The organism is Methylobacterium sp. A52T (genome assembly GCF_053346095.1).
On record NZ_JBKFBI010000002.1, the window covers coordinates 1 to 20,766 of the forward strand.

General features: G+C 71.4%; 23 protein-coding genes, 1 tRNA gene and 1 riboswitch. Of the genes, 12 read left to right on the forward strand and 12 right to left on the reverse strand.

Annotated elements, in window-relative coordinates; all coding sequences use genetic code 11:
* On the reverse strand, positions 1-1,313 hold a 1,313-nt coding region (gene hrpB / locus ACLBYE_RS00735; RefSeq protein WP_447692638.1), incomplete at its 3' end, for an ATP-dependent helicase HrpB.
* 185 nt (positions 1,314-1,498) lie between these two features.
* Between hrpB and ACLBYE_RS00740 the strand changes: the two genes are divergently transcribed.
* The 4 genes from ACLBYE_RS00740 (at position 1,499) to ACLBYE_RS00755 (ending at position 3,814) form a co-directional block, all read left to right on the forward strand.
* Positions 1,499-2,134, forward strand: a complete 636-nt coding sequence (locus ACLBYE_RS00740; protein WP_447692639.1) for a carboxymuconolactone decarboxylase family protein — start codon at positions 1,499-1,501, stop codon at positions 2,132-2,134.
* Positions 2,135-2,284: 150 nt separating this feature from the next.
* Positions 2,285-2,518 carry a hypothetical protein gene (locus ACLBYE_RS00745; protein ID WP_447692640.1) on the forward strand — a complete coding sequence of 78 codons (234 nt, stop codon included), beginning with the start codon at positions 2,285-2,287 and terminating at the stop codon, positions 2,516-2,518.
* Between the two features lie 107 nt (positions 2,519-2,625).
* Complete coding sequence (locus tag ACLBYE_RS00750) at positions 2,626-3,003, forward strand: hypothetical protein (RefSeq protein WP_447692641.1); 378 nt, start codon at positions 2,626-2,628, stop codon at positions 3,001-3,003.
* A 112-nt stretch (positions 3,004-3,115) separates the two neighbouring features.
* Positions 3,116-3,814, forward strand: coding sequence for a YoaK family protein (locus ACLBYE_RS00755; protein WP_447692642.1), 699 nt, complete (start codon positions 3,116-3,118; stop codon positions 3,812-3,814).
* On the opposite strand, the gene ACLBYE_RS00760 is transcribed toward ACLBYE_RS00755, so the two are convergent.
* From ACLBYE_RS00760 to ACLBYE_RS00780, 5 genes are all read right to left on the reverse strand, one after another.
* Positions 3,804-4,052: a flagellar protein gene (locus tag ACLBYE_RS00760; RefSeq protein WP_447692643.1), complete on the reverse strand. Its 249-nt coding sequence runs from the start codon at positions 4,050-4,052 to the stop codon at positions 3,804-3,806. The genes ACLBYE_RS00755 and ACLBYE_RS00760 overlap by 11 nt on opposite strands.
* 102 nt (positions 4,053-4,154) lie before the next feature.
* On the reverse strand, positions 4,155-4,319 hold the full coding sequence (locus ACLBYE_RS00765; protein WP_173009215.1) for a hypothetical protein: 165 nt from the start codon (positions 4,317-4,319) through the stop codon (positions 4,155-4,157).
* A gap of 42 nt (positions 4,320-4,361) precedes the next feature.
* A tRNA-Leu gene (locus tag ACLBYE_RS00770) sits at positions 4,362-4,448 on the reverse strand.
* 33 nt (positions 4,449-4,481) lie between these two features.
* Positions 4,482-5,675 carry an FAD-dependent monooxygenase gene (locus ACLBYE_RS00775; protein WP_447692644.1) on the reverse strand — a complete coding sequence of 398 codons (1,194 nt, stop codon included), beginning with the start codon at positions 5,673-5,675 and terminating at the stop codon, positions 4,482-4,484.
* A gap of 12 nt (positions 5,676-5,687) precedes the next feature.
* A complete protein-coding gene (locus ACLBYE_RS00780) occupies positions 5,688-5,945 on the reverse strand; it encodes a zinc-finger domain-containing protein (protein ID WP_091779433.1) in 258 nt (85 codons plus the stop codon).
* A 200-nt stretch (positions 5,946-6,145) separates the two neighbouring features.
* On the opposite strand from ACLBYE_RS00780, the gene map reads away from it, so the two are divergent.
* The 6 genes from map to ACLBYE_RS00810 all read left to right on the forward strand — a co-directional run bounded on the left by map (position 6,146) and on the right by ACLBYE_RS00810 (position 11,915).
* Positions 6,146-6,973, forward strand: a complete 828-nt coding sequence (gene map / locus ACLBYE_RS00785) for a type I methionyl aminopeptidase (protein WP_056522448.1) — start codon at positions 6,146-6,148, stop codon at positions 6,971-6,973.
* A 6-nt stretch (positions 6,974-6,979) separates the two neighbouring features.
* Positions 6,980-7,726 carry a RadC family protein gene (gene radC / locus ACLBYE_RS00790; protein ID WP_447692645.1) on the forward strand — a complete coding sequence of 249 codons (747 nt, stop codon included), beginning with the start codon at positions 6,980-6,982 and terminating at the stop codon, positions 7,724-7,726.
* A 96-nt stretch (positions 7,727-7,822) separates the two neighbouring features.
* Positions 7,823-9,256, forward strand: coding sequence for a circularly permuted type 2 ATP-grasp protein (locus tag ACLBYE_RS00795; protein WP_020093520.1), 1,434 nt, complete (start codon positions 7,823-7,825; stop codon positions 9,254-9,256).
* A gap of 65 nt (positions 9,257-9,321) precedes the next feature.
* Entirely contained in the window at positions 9,322-10,269 is a 948-nt protein-coding gene (locus tag ACLBYE_RS00800; protein ID WP_020093521.1) for an alpha-E domain-containing protein, read from the forward strand.
* Between the two features lie 21 nt (positions 10,270-10,290).
* Positions 10,291-11,118: a transglutaminase family protein gene (locus ACLBYE_RS00805; protein WP_447692646.1), complete on the forward strand. Its 828-nt coding sequence runs from the start codon at positions 10,291-10,293 to the stop codon at positions 11,116-11,118.
* 44 nt (positions 11,119-11,162) lie between these two features.
* Positions 11,163-11,915 (forward strand): peptidase, encoded by a 753-nt coding sequence (locus ACLBYE_RS00810; protein WP_447692647.1) that lies wholly within the window; start codon positions 11,163-11,165, stop codon positions 11,913-11,915.
* Between the two features lie 58 nt (positions 11,916-11,973).
* Here the strand turns inward: ACLBYE_RS00810 and ACLBYE_RS00815 are convergent, their stop codons facing one another.
* From ACLBYE_RS00815 to thiO, 4 genes are read right to left on the reverse strand one after another with little or no spacing between them, the layout of a single operon-like run.
* Positions 11,974-12,630, reverse strand: coding sequence for a thiamine phosphate synthase (locus ACLBYE_RS00815; RefSeq protein WP_447692648.1), 657 nt, complete (start codon positions 12,628-12,630; stop codon positions 11,974-11,976).
* The gene (gene thiG / locus ACLBYE_RS00820; RefSeq protein ID WP_447692649.1) at positions 12,627-13,430 is read right to left on the reverse strand and encodes a thiazole synthase; all 804 of its coding nucleotides are present in this window, start codon (positions 13,428-13,430) and stop codon (positions 12,627-12,629) included. The genes ACLBYE_RS00815 and thiG overlap by 4 nt, the downstream gene beginning before the upstream one ends.
* A gap of 2 nt (positions 13,431-13,432) precedes the next feature.
* Complete coding sequence (thiS, locus tag ACLBYE_RS00825) at positions 13,433-13,645, reverse strand: sulfur carrier protein ThiS (protein WP_020093526.1); 213 nt, start codon at positions 13,643-13,645, stop codon at positions 13,433-13,435.
* A complete protein-coding gene (gene thiO / locus ACLBYE_RS00830) occupies positions 13,642-14,865 on the reverse strand; it encodes a glycine oxidase ThiO (RefSeq protein ID WP_447692650.1) in 1,224 nt (407 codons plus the stop codon). The genes thiS and thiO overlap by 4 nt, the downstream gene beginning before the upstream one ends.
* 64 nt (positions 14,866-14,929) lie before the next feature.
* Positions 14,930-15,058, reverse strand: a riboswitch (TPP riboswitch).
* Positions 15,059-15,291: 233 nt separating this feature from the next.
* On the opposite strand from thiO, the gene ACLBYE_RS00835 reads away from it, so the two are divergent.
* A complete protein-coding gene (locus ACLBYE_RS00835) occupies positions 15,292-15,798 on the forward strand; it encodes a retropepsin-like aspartic protease family protein (RefSeq protein WP_447692651.1) in 507 nt (168 codons plus the stop codon).
* Positions 15,799-16,196: 398 nt separating this feature from the next.
* The gene (locus ACLBYE_RS00840; protein WP_447692652.1) at positions 16,197-17,318 is read left to right on the forward strand and encodes a glycosyltransferase; all 1,122 of its coding nucleotides are present in this window, start codon (positions 16,197-16,199) and stop codon (positions 17,316-17,318) included.
* Between the two features lie 87 nt (positions 17,319-17,405).
* Here the strand turns inward: ACLBYE_RS00840 and ACLBYE_RS00845 are convergent, their stop codons facing one another.
* Both ACLBYE_RS00845 and rpoD read right to left on the reverse strand, forming a co-directional pair.
* The gene (locus ACLBYE_RS00845) at positions 17,406-18,665 is read right to left on the reverse strand and encodes an adenylate/guanylate cyclase domain-containing protein (RefSeq protein ID WP_447692653.1); all 1,260 of its coding nucleotides are present in this window, start codon (positions 18,663-18,665) and stop codon (positions 17,406-17,408) included.
* Positions 18,666-18,741: 76 nt separating this feature from the next.
* Positions 18,742-20,724, reverse strand: a complete 1,983-nt coding sequence (gene rpoD, locus ACLBYE_RS00850; RefSeq protein ID WP_447692654.1) for an RNA polymerase sigma factor RpoD — start codon at positions 20,722-20,724, stop codon at positions 18,742-18,744.
* Positions 20,725-20,766: the final 42 nt, after the last annotated feature.

Consider the following 20,766-nt stretch of genomic DNA (forward strand, 5'->3'; position numbering starts at 1 on the left):
TGACCGGTGCCGGCCGCGACCGTCACCATCCGGGCGAGCCGCGGCGGCAGCGGCAGCGCCCGCAGGCGCGCGCCGACCGGCGTCAGGCGGCCGTCGGCGTCGAGGGCGCCCAGCTCGCTCAGCAGGGCGTGGGCCTCGGCCAGGGCCGGCGCGGGCGGCGGGTCGAGGAAGGCGAGCGTGCCCGGGTCGGTCACGCCCCAGGCGGCGCAGTCGAGGAGCAGCCCGGCGAGGTCGGCCGACAGGATCTCGGGCCGCGTGAACGGCTCCAGGGCATTGGTGCCGGCCTCGGACCAGAGCCGCCAGCACAGGCCGGGCTCGGTGCGGCCGGCGCGGCCCCGGCGCTGGTCGACCGAGGCGCGGGAGGCGCGGGCCGTGACCAGGCGGGTCAGACCGAGGCCCGGCTCGTAGACCGGGACCCGCGCCAGCCCCGAATCGACTACGATTCGGACGCCCTCGATGGTGAGGGAGGTCTCGGCGATGCTGGTCGCGAGGACGACCTTCCGGGTTCCGGCGGAGGCCGGCGCGACGGCGCGGTCCTGCTCGGCGGGCGTCAGCGCGCCGTAGAGGGGCGCGACCTGCACGTCGGGGCCGACCTTCTCGGCCAGCAGGTCGGCGGTCCGGCGGATCTCAGCCTGCCCGGGCAGGAACACCAGGATCGAGCCCGGATCCGCCCGCAGGGCGCGCAGGGTGACCTCGGCGACCGAGTCCTCGATCCGCCGGTTCGGATCGCGCTCCGCGTAGCGGGTCTCCACCGGGAAGGCGCGGCCCTCGGAGGCCACGACCGGGGCGTCGCCCATCAGCCGCGCGACCCGGGCCCCGTCGAGGGTCGCCGACATGACGAGGATCCGCAGGTCTTCCCGGAGGCCGCCCTGCGCGTCGAGCGCCAGCGCGAGGCCGAGATCGGCGTCGAGGGAGCGCTCGTGGAACTCGTCGAACAGGACGGCGCCGATCCCGGACAGCTCCGGATCGTCCAGGATCATCCGGGTGAAGACACCCTCGGTGACGACCTCGATCCGCGTGCGGCCCGAGATCTTCGAGCCGAGGCGGACCCGCAGGCCGACCGTGCCGCCGACCGGCTCGCCCAGCGTCTGGGCCATCCGCGCGGCGGCGGCCCGGGCCGCGAGGCGGCGCGGCTCCAGCAGGACGATCTTGCGCCCGTCGAGCCAGGGCGCCGCGAGCAGGTCGAGGGGCACGCGGGTCGTCTTGCCGGCGCCGGGGGGCGCCACCAGGACGGCGGCGTTCCGCGCGGCGAGCGCGCGGCGCAGATCGGGGAGCGCCGCCTCGATCGGCAGCACGGGTGCGGGACCGGCCATCGCGGCCGCTGATGGCGCGGTGCGGCGCCGAGCGCAACCGGTCCGGACCCGGGTCCGCGACGCGGCCGGCCTTCCCGTGACGCCGCGCGCGATTCGACACGGGCTTCCCGCCCCGGGCCCTGGTGGCCGCGCGGCGCCGCCGCGATCGTGCGGCGCGACTGCACAGATCCAACGGGAGCGAAACGATGACCCTCCGCCGCCGCGCGCTGACCCTGGCCGCCCTCTCCCTGGCCCTGCCGCTGGCGACCGGCGCGGTGCGGGCGCAGGACCGGCTGCCGACCATCCCGCCCCAGGACTACACGCCCGAGCAGAAGCAGGCGGCCGAGGCCTTCGCGCAGGCGCGCGGCAAGCCGCCCTTCGGGCCGTTCGAGCCGCTCATGTACTCGCCGGAGGTGATGACGCTCGCCCGGTCGATGGGCGACTACCTCCGCTTCAAGCCGAAGATCGGCACCACGCTCTCGGAGCTGGTGATCCTGATGACCGCCCGCCGCTGGACGCAGGACTACGAGTGGTACGTCCACGCGCCCATCGCCGAGAAGGCCGGCATCTCCGCCGACATCATCGCGGCGATCCGCGACGGCCGCCGGCCGGCGAAGATGAGCGACGACGAGACCCTCGTGTACGATTTCACCGCCGAGCTCCAGGACACGAGGCGCGTCTCCGACGCGACCTTCGCGCGCGCCGAGGCCCGGTTCGGCAAGCCCGGCGTCGTCGATCTGGCGGCGATCTCGGGCTACTACACGTTCCTGGCGATGGAGCTGAACGCGGCCCGCTACCCGATTCCCGCCGACGGCAAGCCGCTGCCGCGCATGCCCGAGTGAGCCGGCTTATCCACAGCCGCCCGGCACCGGAAACGGCGTTGTCCACAGGGTTTGGCCGGTCGCGCGCGGCCGGCCCGGCCGCCGTTGACGGAACGTTAACCCTTATGGCTTGTTCTCTTTTCGTTCCCGGACGCGACGAAGGAGAACCCGATGCTGCCCCAGGTCCTGGCCCAGCGCGACGATCACGTATGCCCCGTCGAGGCGATCAGCACCGCGTATCTCGGCTTCGCGGGCGGCGATGCCGGGATTGCCCTGCGCTGCGCGATCGCCGACGCCCTGTCCGACCTGATGGAGGCCGAGCGGCGCACGCGCGAGCGCAGTCGCCTGATCTCCCGCGGCTACATCCGGACCGCCCCCGACACGGAGGCCGGACCGGCAAGCTGAACCGTGGCTGCAGGCCGGCTTCAGCATCGGTGCAGCGCGGGCGCGGCATTGTCCCTCGTGTGATCCGGGGCGCCGCAGGCGCTCCCCGCACCCACCGGAGACAGGTCATGACACGCATCGCTCTGCTCTCGGCCGCCGCGCTGATCGGCGTGGGCACCCTGGCCTCCACCGCCGCCGAGGCCCGCGGCGGCGGCGCCATCGCGGCCGGCATCATCGGCGGCCTCGCGGCCGGCGCCCTCATCGGCGCCGCGACCCAGGCCCACGCGGCGCCCGGCTACGGATACGGATACGGATACGCGGATTACGGCTACGCCCCGGCTCCCGTGGTCGTGCGGCCGGCCCCGGTCTACCGCGTCTACGAGGAGGACGCGCCGGTCTACGCCACCCGCCGGACCGTGACCTACGAGCGGGTCCCGGTCGGCTACGGCCACGCCCGCCACTGGGGCGGGGATTACGAGGGCGGCTACGGCTATCGCGGCTGGTGAGCCGGGGGTTGCGCCCGGCGCCGTGACGGCGCCCGGGCGCGTGGCTTAAGACGGTGGCGGCGCCGACCGAATCCGGTTCTCGGCGCCCCACCGACGGGTCATCGACGGGTCCATGCTGGTCCACGAAGGCGAGACGCGCACCCCGGAGGCCGACAGGGCGCTCGCCCTCTCCCTCGCCGGAGTGGCCGGCGCGCTGAACACCGCCGGCTTCTACGCGGTGGGCCTCTACGCCTCGAACATGACCGGGAACGTCTCGGCCATCTCCGACCGGACCGGCACGGGCGACCTGCTGCTCGCCCTTCAGGCCGGGCTGCTCGTCGTCCTGTTCGTGCTCGGCGCCGCCACCGCGACGCTGCTGATCCGCCGCCGCCGCCGCGGGCACCGTCCGGGCGCCTACGCCTACGGGGTCTGCGCGGAGGCGATCCTCCTCGTCGGCGTCGGCCTGCTCGTGCTGCCGCTCCAAGAGCCGGCGCGGAGCCACGCCCTGGTGCTCGGCCTGAGCTTCGTCCTGGGCCTCCAGAACGCGGCCGTGACCAAGATCTCCGAATCGCGGGTCCGGACCACGCACGTCACCGGCATGATCACCGACATCGGCATCGAGCTCGCGCGCTGGCTGGACCGCGGCCCGTCCGGCGCGGATCCGCTCAAGCCCCACGATCCGGAGCGGCTGCGGCTGTACCTGCTGACCGTCGGCGCCTTCCTGGCGGGCGGTGTGGTGGGGGTCGTGGCCTACCGCCTCGTCGGCGTGGCCCTGCTCTTCGCGGCGGCCGCGATCCTGGCCGGCCTCGCCCTGCCCGCCCTCAGGCGGTGACGTCGAGGAGCTGGCCCATCATGCGGTCGGCGGAGCGCGCCACCGCGGCGTTCAGCGCGAAGGCCGATCGCGACCCGATCAGGTCCAGCGCGGCCCCCGACAGGTCCACCTGCGCGGCCGGCGGCAGGGCCGCGTCGCCGACGGGCGCGCCGCTCGCCGCGACGGTCTCGGCGGCCTTCCCGAGCCGGTCGGTGGCCCGGGTCATGCCGGTCGCGGCGGTCTGAAGGGCGTCGATCATGCCGGAAGCTCCCCGCGGCTGTTCTCGCAGGGACGCGACAAGGGCCGGTTTCGGCGATCGCTCAAATGCGATCCATCCCGCGCGACGGCCGCCGCGACCGCCTCACCCCTTCGGCGCGCACACGGTCACCGGCGAGGCGCCGCCGTAGGGCCGTTCGGCCTCCGCGATCTGCTTCGCGGCGGCCTCGCAGGCCTGCTTGGTGTTGAACTCGACGGATCCGATCGCCGAGCCCGAGCCGGCGAGCATGATGATGAGCACGTAGACCACGCCATATCCTCCGGCATCCCGGTCCGGCGTCGCGATGCGTGCTGGTGCGGACGGCGGGACTCGAACCCGCACGGCCTCGCGGCCGCAAGATTTTAAGTCTCGTGCGTCTACCGGTTCCGCCACGTCCGCATGCGCCCTCGGTAGCGGGGGCGGCGGGTCCGATCAAGCGGGGGGCGTCCAGCCGTACAGCCAGGCGTAGCGGTCGCGCATGCCGTCGGGTCCGAGACGGGCCATCACGGCGTCGCGCACGAACGCCACCACGCCGCCGGCGTGGTAGGTCCGGCCGTTGCTCCGCGCGGCCTTCTGGACCCGTCGCACCCGCGCGGTCCGCGCGCCCGAATACGCCGCGAGCGCGGCCGGCACGTCGGCGTGGTCCGCGAGGGCGCGCGCGAGGACCGCGGCGTCCTCGATCGCCAGGGCGGCCCCTTGGGCGAGGTAGGGCAGCACCGGATGGCCGGCATCGCCGATCAGCGCGAGCCGGTCGCGGGCGAGCGGGCGCGCCACGGCCCGATCGGCGAGCGACCAGACCAGCCAGGAATCCGGCAGGCTCAGGAGGTCGCGCAGCGGCGCGGCGCTGCCGCGCAGGTGCCCGCGCAGCACGGCCGGCTCCCCCAGTCGGCCCCAGCCCTCGTCGCCCACCGCCTCGGGCACCACCGCCACCACGTTCAGGAACTGGCCGTCCCGCACCGGGTAATGCACCACGTGCCGGCCGCGGCCGAGCCACAGGCCGGTAGCGCCGCCGCGCAGGTCCTGCGGGACCGCCTCCATCGGGATGAGCGCGCGCCACGCCGCGGCCTGAGCCGGCCGGAGCGGAGCCGAGTCGAGATCCGCGCGCAGCCGGGACCTCAGCCCGTCCGCGCCGATCGCGACGTCGAAGGCGACCGGCTGGGTCCCGCTCGCGCCCTCGACGGTGAGGACGGCCTCGGAAACGGTCTGGGACACGGCGGTGACGGTGCGCCCCATCAACAGGCGGATCGTCGAGCGGCTCCGGAGCGCGTCGAGCAGCAGTGTCTGCAGGTCGGCGCGGTGGATCACGTAGTAGGGCGCGCCGAAGCGGCTCTGCGCCTGCGCGCCGAGCGCCACGCCGCCGATGCGGCGGCCGCTGTCGAGGGCGCGCACCTCGACGGCGGGGGGCTCGCTCGCCGCCCGTCGCAGCGCCGCCGAGAGCCCGAGGCCGGCCAGAACCCGGCTCGCGTTGGGCGAGATCTGAATCCCCGCCCCGACCTCGCTGAAGCCGGTCCGGCGCTCGATCACCGTGACGGCGTGGCCGGCATCCGACAGCGCCAGCGCCGCCGTCAGGCCGCCGATCCCGGCCCCGACGATCCCGATCCGCAGAGATGGACTGCCAGAAGGCACGGTGGGCGGCGCCTACTCCGCCGCGAGCTTGGCGTCGTCCCGCCACACGCAGGCCTGCGGCTCCGCCTCGTCGGCCTTCAGCCCGGCCCGGTAGCGGTAGAGCGTCGAGCAGTACTGGCAGATGATCTCGCTGTCGGCGCCCATGTCGAGGAACACGTGCGGGTGGTCGAACGGCGGCAGCGCGCCGATGCACATGAACTCCTTCACGCCCACGGTGATGACCGGCACGCCCGGCTCGTTGTGGAAGTGCGGTACCGCCTTGCCTGCCATCCGGCCCTCGCCTGCCCCGCGACTGACCGCGCGGCGAATCTGCCAGCGCGCTCCCGGGCGTCTCGCGGCAGCTTATGCCGCCAGCCCCGCGACCGGCGCAAGCCTCGCCCGACCTACGACCGATGCGGCTTGGACTCCCGGCCCCCGCGCCGTACATAGAGCGAAGCCCGATTGACGCCGCCGCGAAAAAAGTCCCGATCATGCAGCAGGAACAGGCCAGTGCGCAGGGTGCGCGCCGCGCCCCGGAACCGCCGATCCACGGTCCCGAGGGTTTCGAGGGCATGCGCCGGGCGGGTCGGCTCACCGCCGAGGCCCTCGACCTGCTGATGGAGGCGACGCAGCCCGGCGTCACCACCGAGGAACTCGACCGGCTCGCCTACACCTTCGCCATGGACCACGGCGCCTATCCGGCCTCGCTGCTCTATCGCGGCTACCCGAAGTCGATCTGCACCTCGATCAACCACGTGGTCTGCCACGGCATCCCCAACGACAAGCCGCTGCGCGAGGGCGACATCGTCAACCTCGACATCTGCCTGATCCTCGACGGCTGGCACGGTGATTCGAGCCGGATGGCCTATGTCGGCGAGGTGCCGCGCAAGGCCCAGCGCCTGTGCGAGATCACCTACGAGGCGCTGATGCGCGGCGTCGCCGCCGTGAAGCCCGGCGGATCGACCAACGATATCGGCCGGGCGATCCAGTCCTACGCCGAGGGCGAGCGCTGCTCGGTGGTGCGCGACTTCTGCGGCCACGGCCTCGGGCGCACCTATCACGACGCGCCCACGATCCTGCACTACGTCGAGGCCAGCTACGACGTGCCGTTCAAGCCCGGCCAGTTCTTCACGATCGAGCCGATGATCAATCTGGGCCGGCCCGCCGTGAAGGTCCTGGGTGACGGCTGGACCGCCGTGACCCGCGACCGCTCGCTCTCCGCCCAGTTCGAGCACACGGTCGGTGTCACCGAGACCGGCGTCGAGATCTTCACGATCTCGCCGAAGGGGCTGCACCAGCCCGTCAACCCGGCCGCCTGACCGGCCGTGCCCGAGCGGCAGGACGACGGTGAGGCGGGGCTGTTCGCCGACAGCGCCGCCCCGTCGCCGGTCGAGAAGGAGACTCCGCACTACCACGGCCATCGCGACCGCCTGCGGGAGAAGTTCTCCACCGCGGGGCCCGACGCGCTGCCCGATTACGAGCTGCTGGAGCTCGTCCTGTTCCGGGCGATTCCCCGGCGCGACGTGAAGCCCCTCGCCAAGGCGCTGGTCGCCCGGTTCGGCAGCTTCGCCGAGGTGGTCAGCGCCGAGCCGGCGCGGCTCATGGAAGTGGAGGGTGTGAGCGCCGGCGTCGCGTCCGACCTCAAGGTGATCGAGGCCGCGGCTCGGCGGCTGGCCCGGGGCGCGATCCGGGAGCGCGCACTCCTGGGCTCGTGGAGCGCGCTGCACGAGTACCTGCGCGCCACCATGGCGTTCGCGCCGCGGGAGGAGTTCCGCGTCCTGTTCCTGGACAAGCGCAACCATCTCATCGCCGACGAGGTGCAGGGACGCGGCACCGTCGACCACACGCCGGTCTACCCGCGCGAGGTCGCCCGACGGGCGCTCGAACTCTCGGCGACGGCCATCATCCTGGCCCACAACCACCCGTCCGGCGACCCGGCCCCGTCGGCGGCCGACGTGGCGATGACCCGCGAGATCGTGGCCGTCCTGGCGCCGCTCAAGATCGTGGTCCACGACCACGTGATCCTCGGCCGAAACGGTCACGCCAGCCTGAAAGGCCTGAAGTTGATCTGATCCTCCGGCCGCCTTGAGCGTTATCGCCCGCGGATATAGCCATGATCGGGTGGCGCGCCTCTTGCCTCAAGAGCGGGAGCGTACGGGAGGAGCGAGATGGCGGTGACGGCCTTCGACGAGATGAACGGGATCGGCGCGGCCGATCCGGCGGCCGTCCGCGACGCCTACGGCCAGCTCAAGGCCTGGCTCGACTCCACGCCGCCCGAGCATTTCAACACCCGCCGCAGCCAGGCCGAGCTGCTGTTCCGCCGGATCGGCATCACCTTCGCGGTCTACGGCGACAACGAGTCGACCGAGCGGCTGATCCCGTTCGACATCATCCCCCGGGTGATCACCAAGCCGGAATGGGCCTTCCTGGAGCGCGGGCTGACGCAGCGGGTCACCGCCATCAACCTGTTCCTGAAGGACATCTACGGCGCCCAGGAATGCATCAAGGCCGGCATCATCCCGGCCGACCTCGTCTACCGCAACGCCCATTACCGCATGGAGATGCGGTCCTTCCGCGTGCCGCACGACCTTTACGTGCACATCGCCGGCATCGACATCGTCCGGACCGGCGAGAACGACTTCTTCGTGCTGGAGGACAACGCCCGGATCCCGTCGGGCGTCTCCTACATGCTGGAGAACCGGGAGGTGATGCTGCGCCTGTTCCCGGACCTGTTCTCGAAGCACCGGGTCGCGCCGGTGGAGAACTACCCGGACGCCCTGCTCGCCACCCTACGCAGCCTCGCGCCGGGCTCAGCGACCCGGGACCCGACCGTCGTGCTGCTGACCCCCGGGCGCTACAACTCGGCCTTCTACGAGCACTCGTTCCTGGCCGACAAGCTCGGCGTCGAGCTGGTGGAGGCGTCCGACCTCTTCACCAAGGACGACGTCGTCTACATGCGCACCACCGAGGGGCCGCGGAAGGTCGACGTCATCTACCGCCGCCTCGACGACGACTTCCTCGACCCGCTGGTCTTCCGCCCGGACTCGGTTCTCGGCGTGCCCGGCCTGATGAACGCCTACGAGCGCGGCTCGGTCACCCTCGCCAACGCGGTCGGGACCGGCATCTCGGACGACAAGGCGGTCTACAGCTACATGCCGGAGATCGTGAAGTTCTTCACCGGCGAGGAGCCGATCCTGCACAACGTGCCGACCTATCGGTGCCGCGAGAAGGACGCGTTCGCGTACGTGATGGACAACCTGTCCGACCTGGTGGTGAAGGAGGTCAACGGCTCGGGCGGCTACGGGATGCTGGTCGGGCCGCATGCCAGCAAGCGCGAGCTCGACGATTTCGCCAAGAAGCTCAAGCACGCCCCGGACGGGTTCATCGCCCAGCCGACCCTGTCGCTCTCCACCTGCCCGACCTTCGTGGCCTCGGGCGTCGCGCCCCGCCACGTCGACCTGCGGCCCTTCGTGCTGTGCGGGGCCGACAAGATCCGCATCGTTCCGGGCGGCCTGACCCGGGTGGCGCTGAAGGAAGGCTCCCTGGTGGTCAATTCCAGCCAGGGCGGTGGCACCAAGGATACCTGGGTGCTCGACGCCTGAGCTCCGCGATATCCGGACGTTCCGAGGCGCGGACACCGTGGTCCGCACGACTTGGCTGAAGACCGATGCTCTCCAGGACTGCCGACAACCTCTTCTGGCTCTCCCGCTACGTCGAGCGCGCCGACTTCGTCGCCCGCATCCTCGACGCGGCGCACCGATTCGCGTCGCTGCCGACGAGCTACGGCGGCGGCGGGAGCAACGAGTGGGAATCGGCCCTCGCCTCGGCCGGCGACCCCGACGCGTTCAAGACCCATTACAGTGCGATCAACGCCGACACCGTCTGCGACTTCCTGGCGTTCAGCCCGCACAACCCGTCCTCGATCCGCTCCTGCATCGAGGCGGCCCGCGAGAATGCCCGCTCGGTGCGCACGGCGCTCACCACCGAGATGTGGGACGCGATCAACGGCGCGTGGCTGGAGTTGCGCAACTACGCCGGCAAGGACCTCAACCGCGACGAGTTCGGCCGCTTCCTCGACTGGGTGAAGACCGTCTCGCTGACCTTCGACGGCTCGGCCTTCCGGACGATGCTGCGCAACGACGCCTTCTGGTTCACCCGGCTCGGCACGGCGATCGAGCGGGCGGACAATACCGCCCGCATCCTCGACGTGAAGTACCAGATCCTGCTGCCGCACGACGAGACGGTGGGCGGCAGCCTCGACTACTTCCAGTGGACCACGATCCTGCGCGAAGTGTCGGCGTTCAACGCCTACCACTGGGTCTACCGGGAGAGCATCAAGCCGCTGCTGGTGGCCGACCTGCTGATGCTCAACAAGCAGATGCCGCGCTCCTTCGCGAACTGCTACGGCGTGATCGTCGAGTATCTCGACCTGATCGCCGACGCCTACGGCCGCCGGGGGCCGAGCCAGCGCCTCGCCGGAAACATGTTGGCGAAGCTGGAGGGCGAGGATATCGACCGGGTCTTCGCCACCGGGCTGCACGAGTTCGTCGAGGCGTTCATCGCCGAGAACAACAAGGTGGGCGAGGCGATCGCGAAGCAGTATCTGGTCGGCTGAACAGGACGGACAGGACGGCGCATGCGCATCCGCGTGGTTCACGAGACCATCTACACGTACGAGCAGCCGGCCCGCGGGCTCGTGCAGGTCCTGCGGCTGACGCCGCGGGACCATGACGGGCAGTACGTCCGCGGATGGCGGATCGACACCACCGTCGACGGGCGGCTGACCGCCCGCGAGGACGGGTTCGGCAACGTCGTCCACTGGTTCACCCCGGACGAGCCGGCCGACGCCCTGACCATCCGGGTCACCGGCGAGGTCGACACCGACGACACGCACGGCGTCGTCCGCGGCACTGTGGAGCGCCTGCCGGACGAGTTCTACCTGCGCGACACGGACCTGTGCGCCGCGAGCCCGGAGCTGCACGCCTTCGCGGAGGGCGTCGCCGCCGAGGGCGACGGTGCGACCCTGGCCCGACTCCACCGGCTGATGGGGACGGTCCACGAGACTGTGGCCCACGAGCCGGGTCCCGCGAGCGGCGCGGTGCCGGCCGGCAAGGCGTTCGCGGCGGGCCGCGGAATCTGCCAGGATCTCGCCCACGTGCTCATCGCCGCCGCCCGCCACATCGGCATCCCGGCGCGCTACGTCGCCGGCTACCGGGCCCGGGAGGACGGGCAGGCGGATGTCGAGGCGCCCCACGGCTGGGTCGAGGCCCTGGTGCCGGATCTCGGCTGGGTGGCGTTCGACCCGTGCTACGACGTCAGCCCGTCGGACAACTACATCCGCGTCGCCACCGGCCTGGACTATCTCGGGGCGGCGCCGATCCGCGGCAGCCGGACCGGCGGTGGCACCGAGACACTGGACGTGAAGCTCCGGGTCGAGCAAGGCAGGGCCGCCGCTCAATCCTGATCGTTCCGACCCCGGTCCGCCGACCGCACGAGAGCCCGAAGACGATGACCTACTGCGTCGGTGTCCTGGTGGAGGAAGGGCTGGTCATGGTCGCCGATACCCGCACCAATGCGGGGCTCGACGACATCTCGACCTACCGCAAGCTCCACCATTTCAACGTGCCGGGCGAGCGGGTGATGATGCTCGCCTCGGCGGGCAACCTCTCGATCACCCAGTCGGTGCTCAGCCTGCTCCAGGAGGGCGTGCCCGGCGAGGAGGAGGGCGAGCCGCCGCAGAAGCTCGTCGAGGCGCCGACCATGTTCCAGGCGGCGCAACTGATCGGCCGGGCCATCCGGCGGGTCCGCGCCATCGAGAAGGACGGGTTCGAGGCGGCCAATATCCGGTTCTCGCTCTCGCTGCTGTTCGGCGGCCAGATCGGCACCGGCGAGATGCGGCTGTACCTGATCTACTCCGCCGGCAACTTCATCGAGTGCAGCACCGACGCGCCGTTCCTCCAGATCGGCGAGCACAAGTACGGGAAGCCGATCCTCGACCGGGCGGTGAAGTACACGACCGACCTCTACGACGCGCTCAAGGTGAGCCTGGTCTCGATGGATTCGACCATGCGGTCGAATCTGGGCGTCGGCCTGCCGATCGACATCGCGGTCGCCCGCCGGAACGCGCTGACGCTCGAGGTGAACCACCGGATCGAGGCCGGCGAGGGCTACTTCCACGATCTACGCGAGCGCTGGTCGGCGGCGCTGCGCGCGGCGCACCGGGCGATCCCGCGCCCGCCCTACGGACCGCCCAACGCCTAGGGCAGCCGCACCGTCGGCCGTCTTGCTCCGCCGCGCTCGCCGGGACGGGGGCAGATCTCTACGTGGCGGCCGGAGCCGCTGAAGACTCCGCTGCGCCCCAGGCCTCCAGGAGCGCCCGGGTCGCGTCGGCCGGATCCATCGCCCGCATCGGGCCGCCCATGACGGCGAAGCCCGCCGCCCCCGCCGCGCGACAGGCGCCGATCACCTCCGGACAGACACCGCCCAGGGCCACGATCGGCAGGCCTGCCGCGCGTGCGGCGGCGAGGCCCCCCGGTCCGAGAGTTGGTCCGTAACCGGGCTTGCTCATGGTCGGGAAGATGGGGCTGAGGGTCACGTAGTCGGCCCCGGCCCGCGCGGCGGCCGCGGCCTCGCGCGGCGCGTGCGCGGAAACGCCGATCAGCGCGGCCGCGCCCAGGGTGGCCCGCGCCGCCGCGATCGCCTCCGGTCCTGAGCCGCCGCCGAGATGCACGCCGTCGGCACCGAGGGCGCGCGCGAGCGCGACGTCGCCTCCGACCGTGAGGACGCCGTTCTCGGCCCGCACGCGCGCGGCGACGCCCGCGCCGAGGCGCAGGCGGGCATCCGACTCCAGGTCCCTGTCGCGGAACCAGATCCAGCGCCCGCCGCCGTCGAGGACCGCCTGGACGGTCTCGGCGAGGGGCCGCGGATGCCCGTGCCGGTCCGTCACCGCGAGCAGCGGCGACGGCAGCGCCCTCACGAGCCGACGAGGCCGAGTTGCGGGCTCGACGGCTCGGCCCGGCCGCGGCGGGGGATCCGCCCGGCGCGGTGCGCGTCGCGCCCGGCCTCGACGGCCCGGCCCATGGCGCGGGCCATCCGCACCGGATCGTCGGCCTTGGCGACCGCCGTGTTGATCAGGCAGGCGGAGGCGCCGAGTTCCATGGCGATCACCGCGTCCGAGGCGGTGCCGATCCCGGCATCCACGACCACCGGCACCGTCGCCCGGCGGCAGATCAGCTCCAGGTTGGCCGGGTTGGCCACCCCCATCCCGGAGCCGATCAGGGAGCCCATGGGCATCACGGCGGCGCAGCCGAGATCCTCCAGGCGCTGGCACACGATCGGGTCGTCGTTGCAGTAGGGCAGCACCACGAAGCCGTCGTCCACGAGATGGCGACAGGCCTCGATCAACTCCATCACGTCCGGGTAGAGCGTCTCGCGGTCGCCGATCACCTCGACCTTGATCCAGTTGGTGTCGAGCGCCTCGCGGGCGAGCTCGGCGGTCATGATCGCGTCGCGGGCCGTCTCGCAGCCGGCGGTGTTCGGCAGGAAGCGCTTGCCCTTCAGGATCTTGACCGTGTCCGAGCCGTGGCCCTGGAGCGAGACCCGGCGGATCGAGGCCGTGACCACGTCGGCACCGCTCGCCGCGACGGCGTCGCGCATGATCGCCTGCGTCGGGTAGCCGGCCGTGCCGATGAACAGCCGGGACGACAGCGTCACCCCGGCGATGGTCAGGCTGTCGTCCCCACCCTCGGGGCGCGGCGGCGTGTGATTCTGGTCCATGCTCAACCTCCCTGCATGGCGCGGACGATCTCGACCCGGTCGCCCTCCGCGACCGGTGTCTCGCCCCAGTCCCGGCGGCGCAGAACGCGGCCGTTCAGCGCGATGGCGACGCCCTGCGGACTCTCGATACCGCTCTCCTCCGCCTCGAGGCGGAACAGGGCGTCCACCGTCTCGACCGCGCACTCGCGGGGCTCACCGTTGACGAGGAGTTTCATGCCGAGGCCCTCAGCGCTTCCGGATGGCCGAAGCGCGCGCGGGTGAAGGGGCGGGCCACCTCCGGCAGCGCGCCGCGCAGCACCAGCGCGGCGACCGCGTCGGCGGTCACCGGGGCGAGCAGGTAGCCGTTGCGGTGATGCCCGGTGGCGGCGACGAGGCCCGGGGCGATCGCGTCGAGGATTGGGGCGTCGTCGTCCGAGGTCGGACGGTACCCGCTCCACACCGCCTCCACCTCCATCTCCTCGATGCCGGGCAGCACCCGGCGGGCGCCCTCCAGCAGGGCGTAGAGCCCGCCCGCGGTGACGCCGGGCCGGAAGCCGCAATCCTCGACGGTCGCGCCGACGATGAGCTGGCCGTCGCTCTTCGGCGCCATGTGGACCTGCTCGGTCCAGACCATCCGCGCCAGGGTACCGGTCCGGGCGGTGGTGCGCAGGGCCAGGGACTGGCCCTTGAGTGGGCGGACCGGAAGGGCGAGCGCGTCGGGCAGCAGGCCGCCCTCCCCGCTCCAGGCGCCGGAGGCGAGGATGACGGTCTCCGCCGCCACGACGCGGTCGCCGGCGCGGATCCCGGTCACGCGGCCGCCCGACCAGTCGAGGGCGGTGACGGGGGTCCGCTCCGCCAGGATCGCGCCGGCGCGGCGGCAGGCCTCGGTGAGGGCGTCCATGACCAGACGGGGGTCGACCTGATGGTCGCGCGGACAGTGGATCCCGGCGGTGACGGAGGGGCGCAGGCCCGGCTCCAGGCGCCGCACCTCGCTGCCCGGCAGCCATGTGGCCTCGAGCCCCGAGCGGCGCTGCAGGTCGTAGCGGAAGCGCAGGCGCTCGACCTCGTCGCGGCCGACCGCCAGCACCAGGGTGCCGTCGGCGCGGTAGTCGATCGCGCGGCCGGACTCGGCCTCCAGGGCGTCGCGGAACGCGGGCCAGAGCCGCAGCGAGTCCAGGGCGAGCGGCAGCAGCGGGTCGGAGCCCGGCTCGTGCTCGGCGGCCGGGGCCAGCATGCCGGTGGCCGCGAGGCTCGCGCCCGCCCCGATCGTGTCCCGCTCCAGCACAGTCACGGCGCGGCCGGCCCGGGCGAGGCGCCACGCGATCGACAGCCCGATCAGCCCGCCGCCGACCACGGCGACGTCCGTCCGCGCCGGAAGGGTCGCCGGCGCGGCGCTGCCGTCCGGGTTGCGGCGGCGGCCGATCGGTGAGGCGGGTCGGTCGAGGGGCACAATCATCTCCGCGGATTGCCGTCGCGGAGATCGGGCCGTGCGCTTCGGTGAGAAGCTGTGGCCTGCCTTTCGGGCGGCCGCGGTCCAATCCCTACGCCGGTATGAGCCGGATCAGGTTCGAAGGATTTCCGCGCCGCAGGTCCTGACGGACGTGCCAGCGGTTTCTCAGCCCCTTGCCGGGGATCTCCCTGGAACAGACGCAGATGTGGCTCCACGGCCGCTGCCGGTCAACCCCGCGCCGCGACCGTCCGGTCGTTCCCGCGACAATCCGATGATCCCGGTGACGATCTGGACACCAAGCGGAGCGGAATCGGCGCGCGCGCCGCGGCGGCGACCGCGATCGCGCACCATCCCTTCACCGGTCTGGCATCTCATCGCCGGGATTCCGGAACGTCTCCGGTCGCCGGCACTCCACGTCACGGGCGGACTCGCGTGCGCGCAATCCTATTGATCTGCCTGCTCGGCTTCCTCGGCGTCACGGCCGCCCTGAAACTGCGCGACGGCATGCGGCCGGCGCCGGTGGCCCTCGCCGTCACGCCGCCGCCGGAGCCGGTTCCCGCACTCGATGCCGCCGGCGTGGCTCTCCAGGCCGGGCGCAACGGCCACTTCTACGTCAACGCGCTGCTGGACGGCCGCTCGCTGCCGATGATGGTGGATACCGGGGCGAGTGCCTGTGCGTTCTCCGAGGAGGACGCCGCGCGGATCGGGATCCGGGTCGCTCCGGCCGATTTCACCCGCGTCTGGAACACCGCGAACGGCACGGTCCGCGTCGCGCCGATCCGGATCGCCATCGTGCAGATCGGATCGATCACGGTGCGGGACGTCGATGCGGTCGTGATCCCGCGCGGACTCCTGTCGACCAGCCTGCTGGGCATGTCGTTCCTCAGGCGACTGCGCGATTTCGGCATCTCCGGCAGCACGATGACGCTCAGGGGCTGAAGCGGCCGGAGATCGAGGCTGATCTGCCTAGCCGCGGTGCGCCCGTGGGGATCCCCCGGACTTGCACCAAGAAATCGGCTGCGGGGCCAACTCCCGCGCGATGACCTACGGCGTTGGAGCCCCGTGCCAGCCCGATGGCGGGCGGCTCCTGACCCGCTGGATCAGTCTATCGGTCCCACGTATTTGCAGTTATATGACCATGGAAGCGGGTTATTTATATTGAAAGCGCCGATTATCTGGCGCCACGGATATTTAATCCAGATTCTGGCTAAGCATATGTTTGTTTTGTCAGCGCAATCCGGCAATGCTAGGAGCGTTCATGACTGCGCATCCGACACGTGAGCGCACGATGGGACGGCTCCGGCATGAAGAATCGCGGATCGACGATCTGTTTGTCCATGATCGTGAAGGATGAGGCCCAAGTTATCCGGCGTTGCCTCGATTCTGTTCGTCCGGTCATCGATCATTGGATCGTCGTCGATACCGGCTCGACGGACGGAACCCAGGATGTCGTCCGTGCCGCGCTCGCGGATATCCCGGGAGCCCTGGTCGAGCGCCCCTGGGTCGATTTCGCCTTCAATCGGAACGAGGCCCTGAAACTCGCGCGGCGTCACGCGCAGTACGCGTTGATCATCGACGCCGACGATGAGCTGATCATCCCGGCGGACTTCACGATGCCGAAGCTGCGTGCGCCCGGCTATCGGTTCGAGATCATCGACGCGCACACGCGGTACTGGCGCAACCAGCTGGTCAGCACCCGGGAGAACTGGCGCTACCGGGGTGTCCTGCACGAATTCCTCAGCTGCCCCGGCGTGACAGAGACACCGATCCTCCCCCTCGCGATGCGTCGGGGCGACGACGGTGCCCGCCACTGCGACGCGACGGCGGACGCGCGGGATATCGCCGTTCTCGAGAAGGCGCTGGCGGTCGAGACGGACCCCTTCATGATCGCCCGGTACACGATGTATCTCGGCACCACCTTCGACGCCGCCGGCGAGTACCGGAAAGCGCTCGCCTGCTTCCTGAAGCGGTCCGATCTCGGCGGGTGGGACGAGGAGATCTATTTCAACCTGCTGATGGCCGCGGTGAACGCGGAGCGCCTCGACGAGCCGGAGGACAGGGTGCTGCAGCTCTACGAGCGCGCCACCGCAATCCGCCCGGCGCGGGCGGAGGCCCGCCACGGGGCCAGTCGGTTCTGCAGGCTGAGGAAGCGGTTCGCGGAAGGGTATCGCTACGCCGAGGCGGGCTTGGCTCTCGAGCTTCCGAGCGAGGGCATCTCCCTGAACCCGTGGGTCTACGATTACGGTTTGCTCGACGAGTTCGCCCTCAACGCGTACCACAGCGGCCAGTTCAGCGCCTGCGGACATGCCTGCCTGAAGATCCTCGAGCGGCCGCATGTCCCGCGGGAGGTCGCCATACGCGCCGGCGCCCTGGCCCGAGACGTGATGGCGCAGATGATCGATCCGGTCTGGGGTTGCCGGCACACACCCTACGCTCTGCCGTTCGCGCCGACGTGGTGACGCGCAGCGCGCGGATCGGCTGCGGGCCTCAGGTCGCGGCTTATCTCCGCGAGCGCCGCGTGACGTCGGGACCGATCGGAGGGCCGCTCAGCTGGACTTGCGCGGACGCAGGAATTTCGGCCGGAACACCGCCATGGGCTCGTCGAAGCCGTTGAGCCGGTGCTCGCCCAGCGGGATCGGGTCGCCCCAGAGGAAGTCCACGAAGGGCTTCGACATCAGCAGCGGCTCGCCGAGGGCGCGGTTCAGCTGCGCGATGCGGCTCGCGAGGTTGACGTCGCGGCCGATCACCGTGAAGTCGAGGCGTGAGCCGGACCCGACATTGCCGTAGGCTGCCTCACCGTGGTGGAGCGCGATGCCGGCGGCCACCGGCACCGGGAACTGGTGCAGGGCGTTCGCCTCGTCGAGGGCCGCCAGGGCGTGCTGGGCCGCCGTGAGCGCGCCCTTGGCCGCGCCGCCCAGATCGTCGCCGGTTTCCCGGAAGATCGCCAGCAGGCCGTCGCCGAGATACTTCAGGACCTCGCCGCCCTCACGCTCGATCGGCGGCACGAGGCAGTCGAAGAACACGTTGAGCAGGCCCACCGCCTCCTCCGGCGTCATGTCGGCGGTGGTGCGGGTGTAGTCGCGCATGTCGGCGAACAGGATCGCCGAGCGGATCCGGGTCACCTGCCCGCGCCGGATGTCGCCGGCCAGGATCGCCCGGTGCGGCTCGTCGCCGACGTACAGCCGGAGCACGTGGTCGAGCTGCTTGTTGAGGACGCGCATCTCCATCACGGCCGCCAGCGCCGGCATGACGAAGCGGAGGATCGCGATGTCGTCGTCCCGGAACCCCTCGGGGGCCCGCGTGGCGAAGGTGATGCCGTTCTGCGTGCCGTTCGTGAAGAACAGGGGCGCGACGACGTAGTGGGTGTAGCCTCCGGCCTTCAGGTCGGGAACGATCGCGTAGGCGTCGTCCGGGGTCTTCGAGAGGTCGAGGATCAGCCACTCGCCGGTCTCGTGGACCGTGTGGAACGGGCTGTTGAGGTACGCGTCCGTCGAGCGGGCCCCGTGGGGGAACAGCCGCACGGTGGTGCCGCCGTCCCGCGTCCAGATTCGGCCGACGCCGGCATATTCCGAGTGCAGGGTGTCGATCGCCGTGGAGGCCCTGTCCACCGGCACGCCGATCGCGATCAGGCGCTCGGCGAGCCCGGCCAGCATCTCCTCGGCGTTGGGCATCCGCGCGCCCTCGCCGAGCAGCCAGTCGCGGATGCCCACGGAGGGCTGGAGCGCGCCGAAGGGCACGTCGTCGGCCTCCGAGCCGTCCGCGAAGGCCGTCGGGGATCCGGGCGTTGGCGGGCGGCGTTCGAGCATGGCGCCAGACTGGATGCCGCGCGGCGCCGAGGCAACGCGGGCGACGGGGAAGCGCCGCGCGGTCCGCGGCGCGGGCTCAGTTGTCCAAGAAGCTCCTGAGCTTCCGGCTGCGCGAGGGATGTTTCAGCTTCCGCAGCGCCTTCGCCTCGATCTGGCGGATGCGCTCGCGGGTCACCGAGAACTGCTGGCCGACTTCCTCCAGGGTGTGGTCGGTGTTCATGCCGATGCCGAAGCGCATGCGCAGCACGCGCTCCTCGCGGGGCGTGAGCGAGGCGAGCACCCGCGTCGTGGTCTCGCGCAGGTTCGACTGGATCGCCGCGTCGATCGGCAGGACGACGTTCTTGTCCTCGATGAAGTCGCCGAGGTGGCTGTCCTCCTCGTCGCCGATGGGCGTCTCGAGGGAGATCGGCTCCTTGGCGATCTTCAGGACCTTGCGGACCTTCTCCAGCGGCATGGCCAGCTTCTCGGCCAGCTCCTCCGGGGTCGGCTCGCGGCCGATCTCGTGCAACATCTGGCGCGACGTGCGGACGATCTTGTTGATCGTCTCGATCATGTGCACCGGGATGCGGATGGTCCGGGCCTGGTCGGCGATCGAGCGGGTGATCGCCTGCCGGATCCACCACGTGGCGTAGGTCGAGAACTTGTAGCCGCGGCGGTACTCGAACTTATCGACCGCCTTCATCAGGCCGATGTTGCCCTCCTGGATCAGGTCCAGGAACTGCAGGCCGCGGTTCGTGTACTTCTTGGCGATCGAGATCACGAGGCGCAGGTTCGCCTCGATCATCTCCTTCTTCGCCTGACGGGCCTCGCGCTCGCCCTTCTGGACCATGTTGACGATGCGGCGGTACTCGCCAATCTCCAGGCCCGTCTCCGAGGCGAGGTCGAGGATCTGCGCGCGCAGCTCCCCCACCTGCCTCGAGCCGCGCTCGACCAGGTTCTTCCAGCCCTTGCCGCCGAGCGTCCCGACGCGCTCCATCCAGTTCGGGTCGAGCTCGTAGCCCTGGTAGTGGCGCAGGAACTCGTCGCGGGCCACGCCGTGGCTCTCGGCGAAGCGCATCAGCCGGCCCTCGTGGCCGATCAGCTGCTTGTTGATCGAGTAGAGCTGGCCGACCAGCGCCTCGATGCGGTTGTTGTTCAGGGAGAGGGACTTCACGTCGGCGACGACGATGTCCTTCAGCTCGATCTGCTTCTGGTTCTGGGCCGGGGTGTTCTGCTCGCCGGCGGCCTTGCGCTCGGTGCCCTCGATCTGGAACTTGCGCAGCTTGCGGTAGTTCGCGGCGATTGCGTCGAAGGTCTCGAGGACCCGCGGCTTGATCTCCGCCTCCATGGCGGCGAGCGAGACGTTGTTCTCGAGGTCGTCCTCGTCGTCGCCGCCCTCCGGCGGGGCGGGCGGCTCCGCGTCGTCCCCGCCATCCTCGCCCTCGGCGATCTGCGGCGCGTTCTTGCCGTCCGGGCCCGCGTAGGTCGCCTCGAGGTCGATGATGTCGCGCAGGAGGACCTTGCCCTCCACGAGCTCGTCCCGCCAGATGATGATCGCCTGGAAGGTCAGCGGGCTCTCGCAGAGGCCCGCGATCATCGCCTCGCGGCCGGCCTCGATGCGCTTGGCGATGGCGATCTCGCCCTCGCGGGACAGGAGCTCCACCGAGCCCATCTCGCGCAGGTACATGCGCACCGGATCGTCGGTGCGGTCGGTCGGCTCCTTGGTGGTCGTGGCGACCGCGACGGCGCGCGTCGGCGCGACCTCGGCGACCTCGCCGCCCTCGGCCTCCTCCTCCTCGCCGTCCGCGGCCTTCTCGCCCGCGGCCTCGTCGGTCTCCTCGGCCTCGACGACGTTGATGCCCATCTCGGAGAGCTGCGAGAGCACGTCCTCGAGCTGGTCCGGATCGGACTGCCCCTCGGGCAGCACCTCGTTGACCTCCTCGTAGGTCACGTAGCCGCGCTTCTTGGCGAGCTTGACCATCCGCTTGACCGAAGCATCCGTCAGGTCGAGGAGCGGCCCGTCGGTCTGCTGCTCGGGGGCAGCGTCCGTCTCGTCCCGTTCCGTTGCCTTCGTCGCCATGATCAGCCTATTGTTTCGCACGCGGCGCGTAGCGGAGGCCCC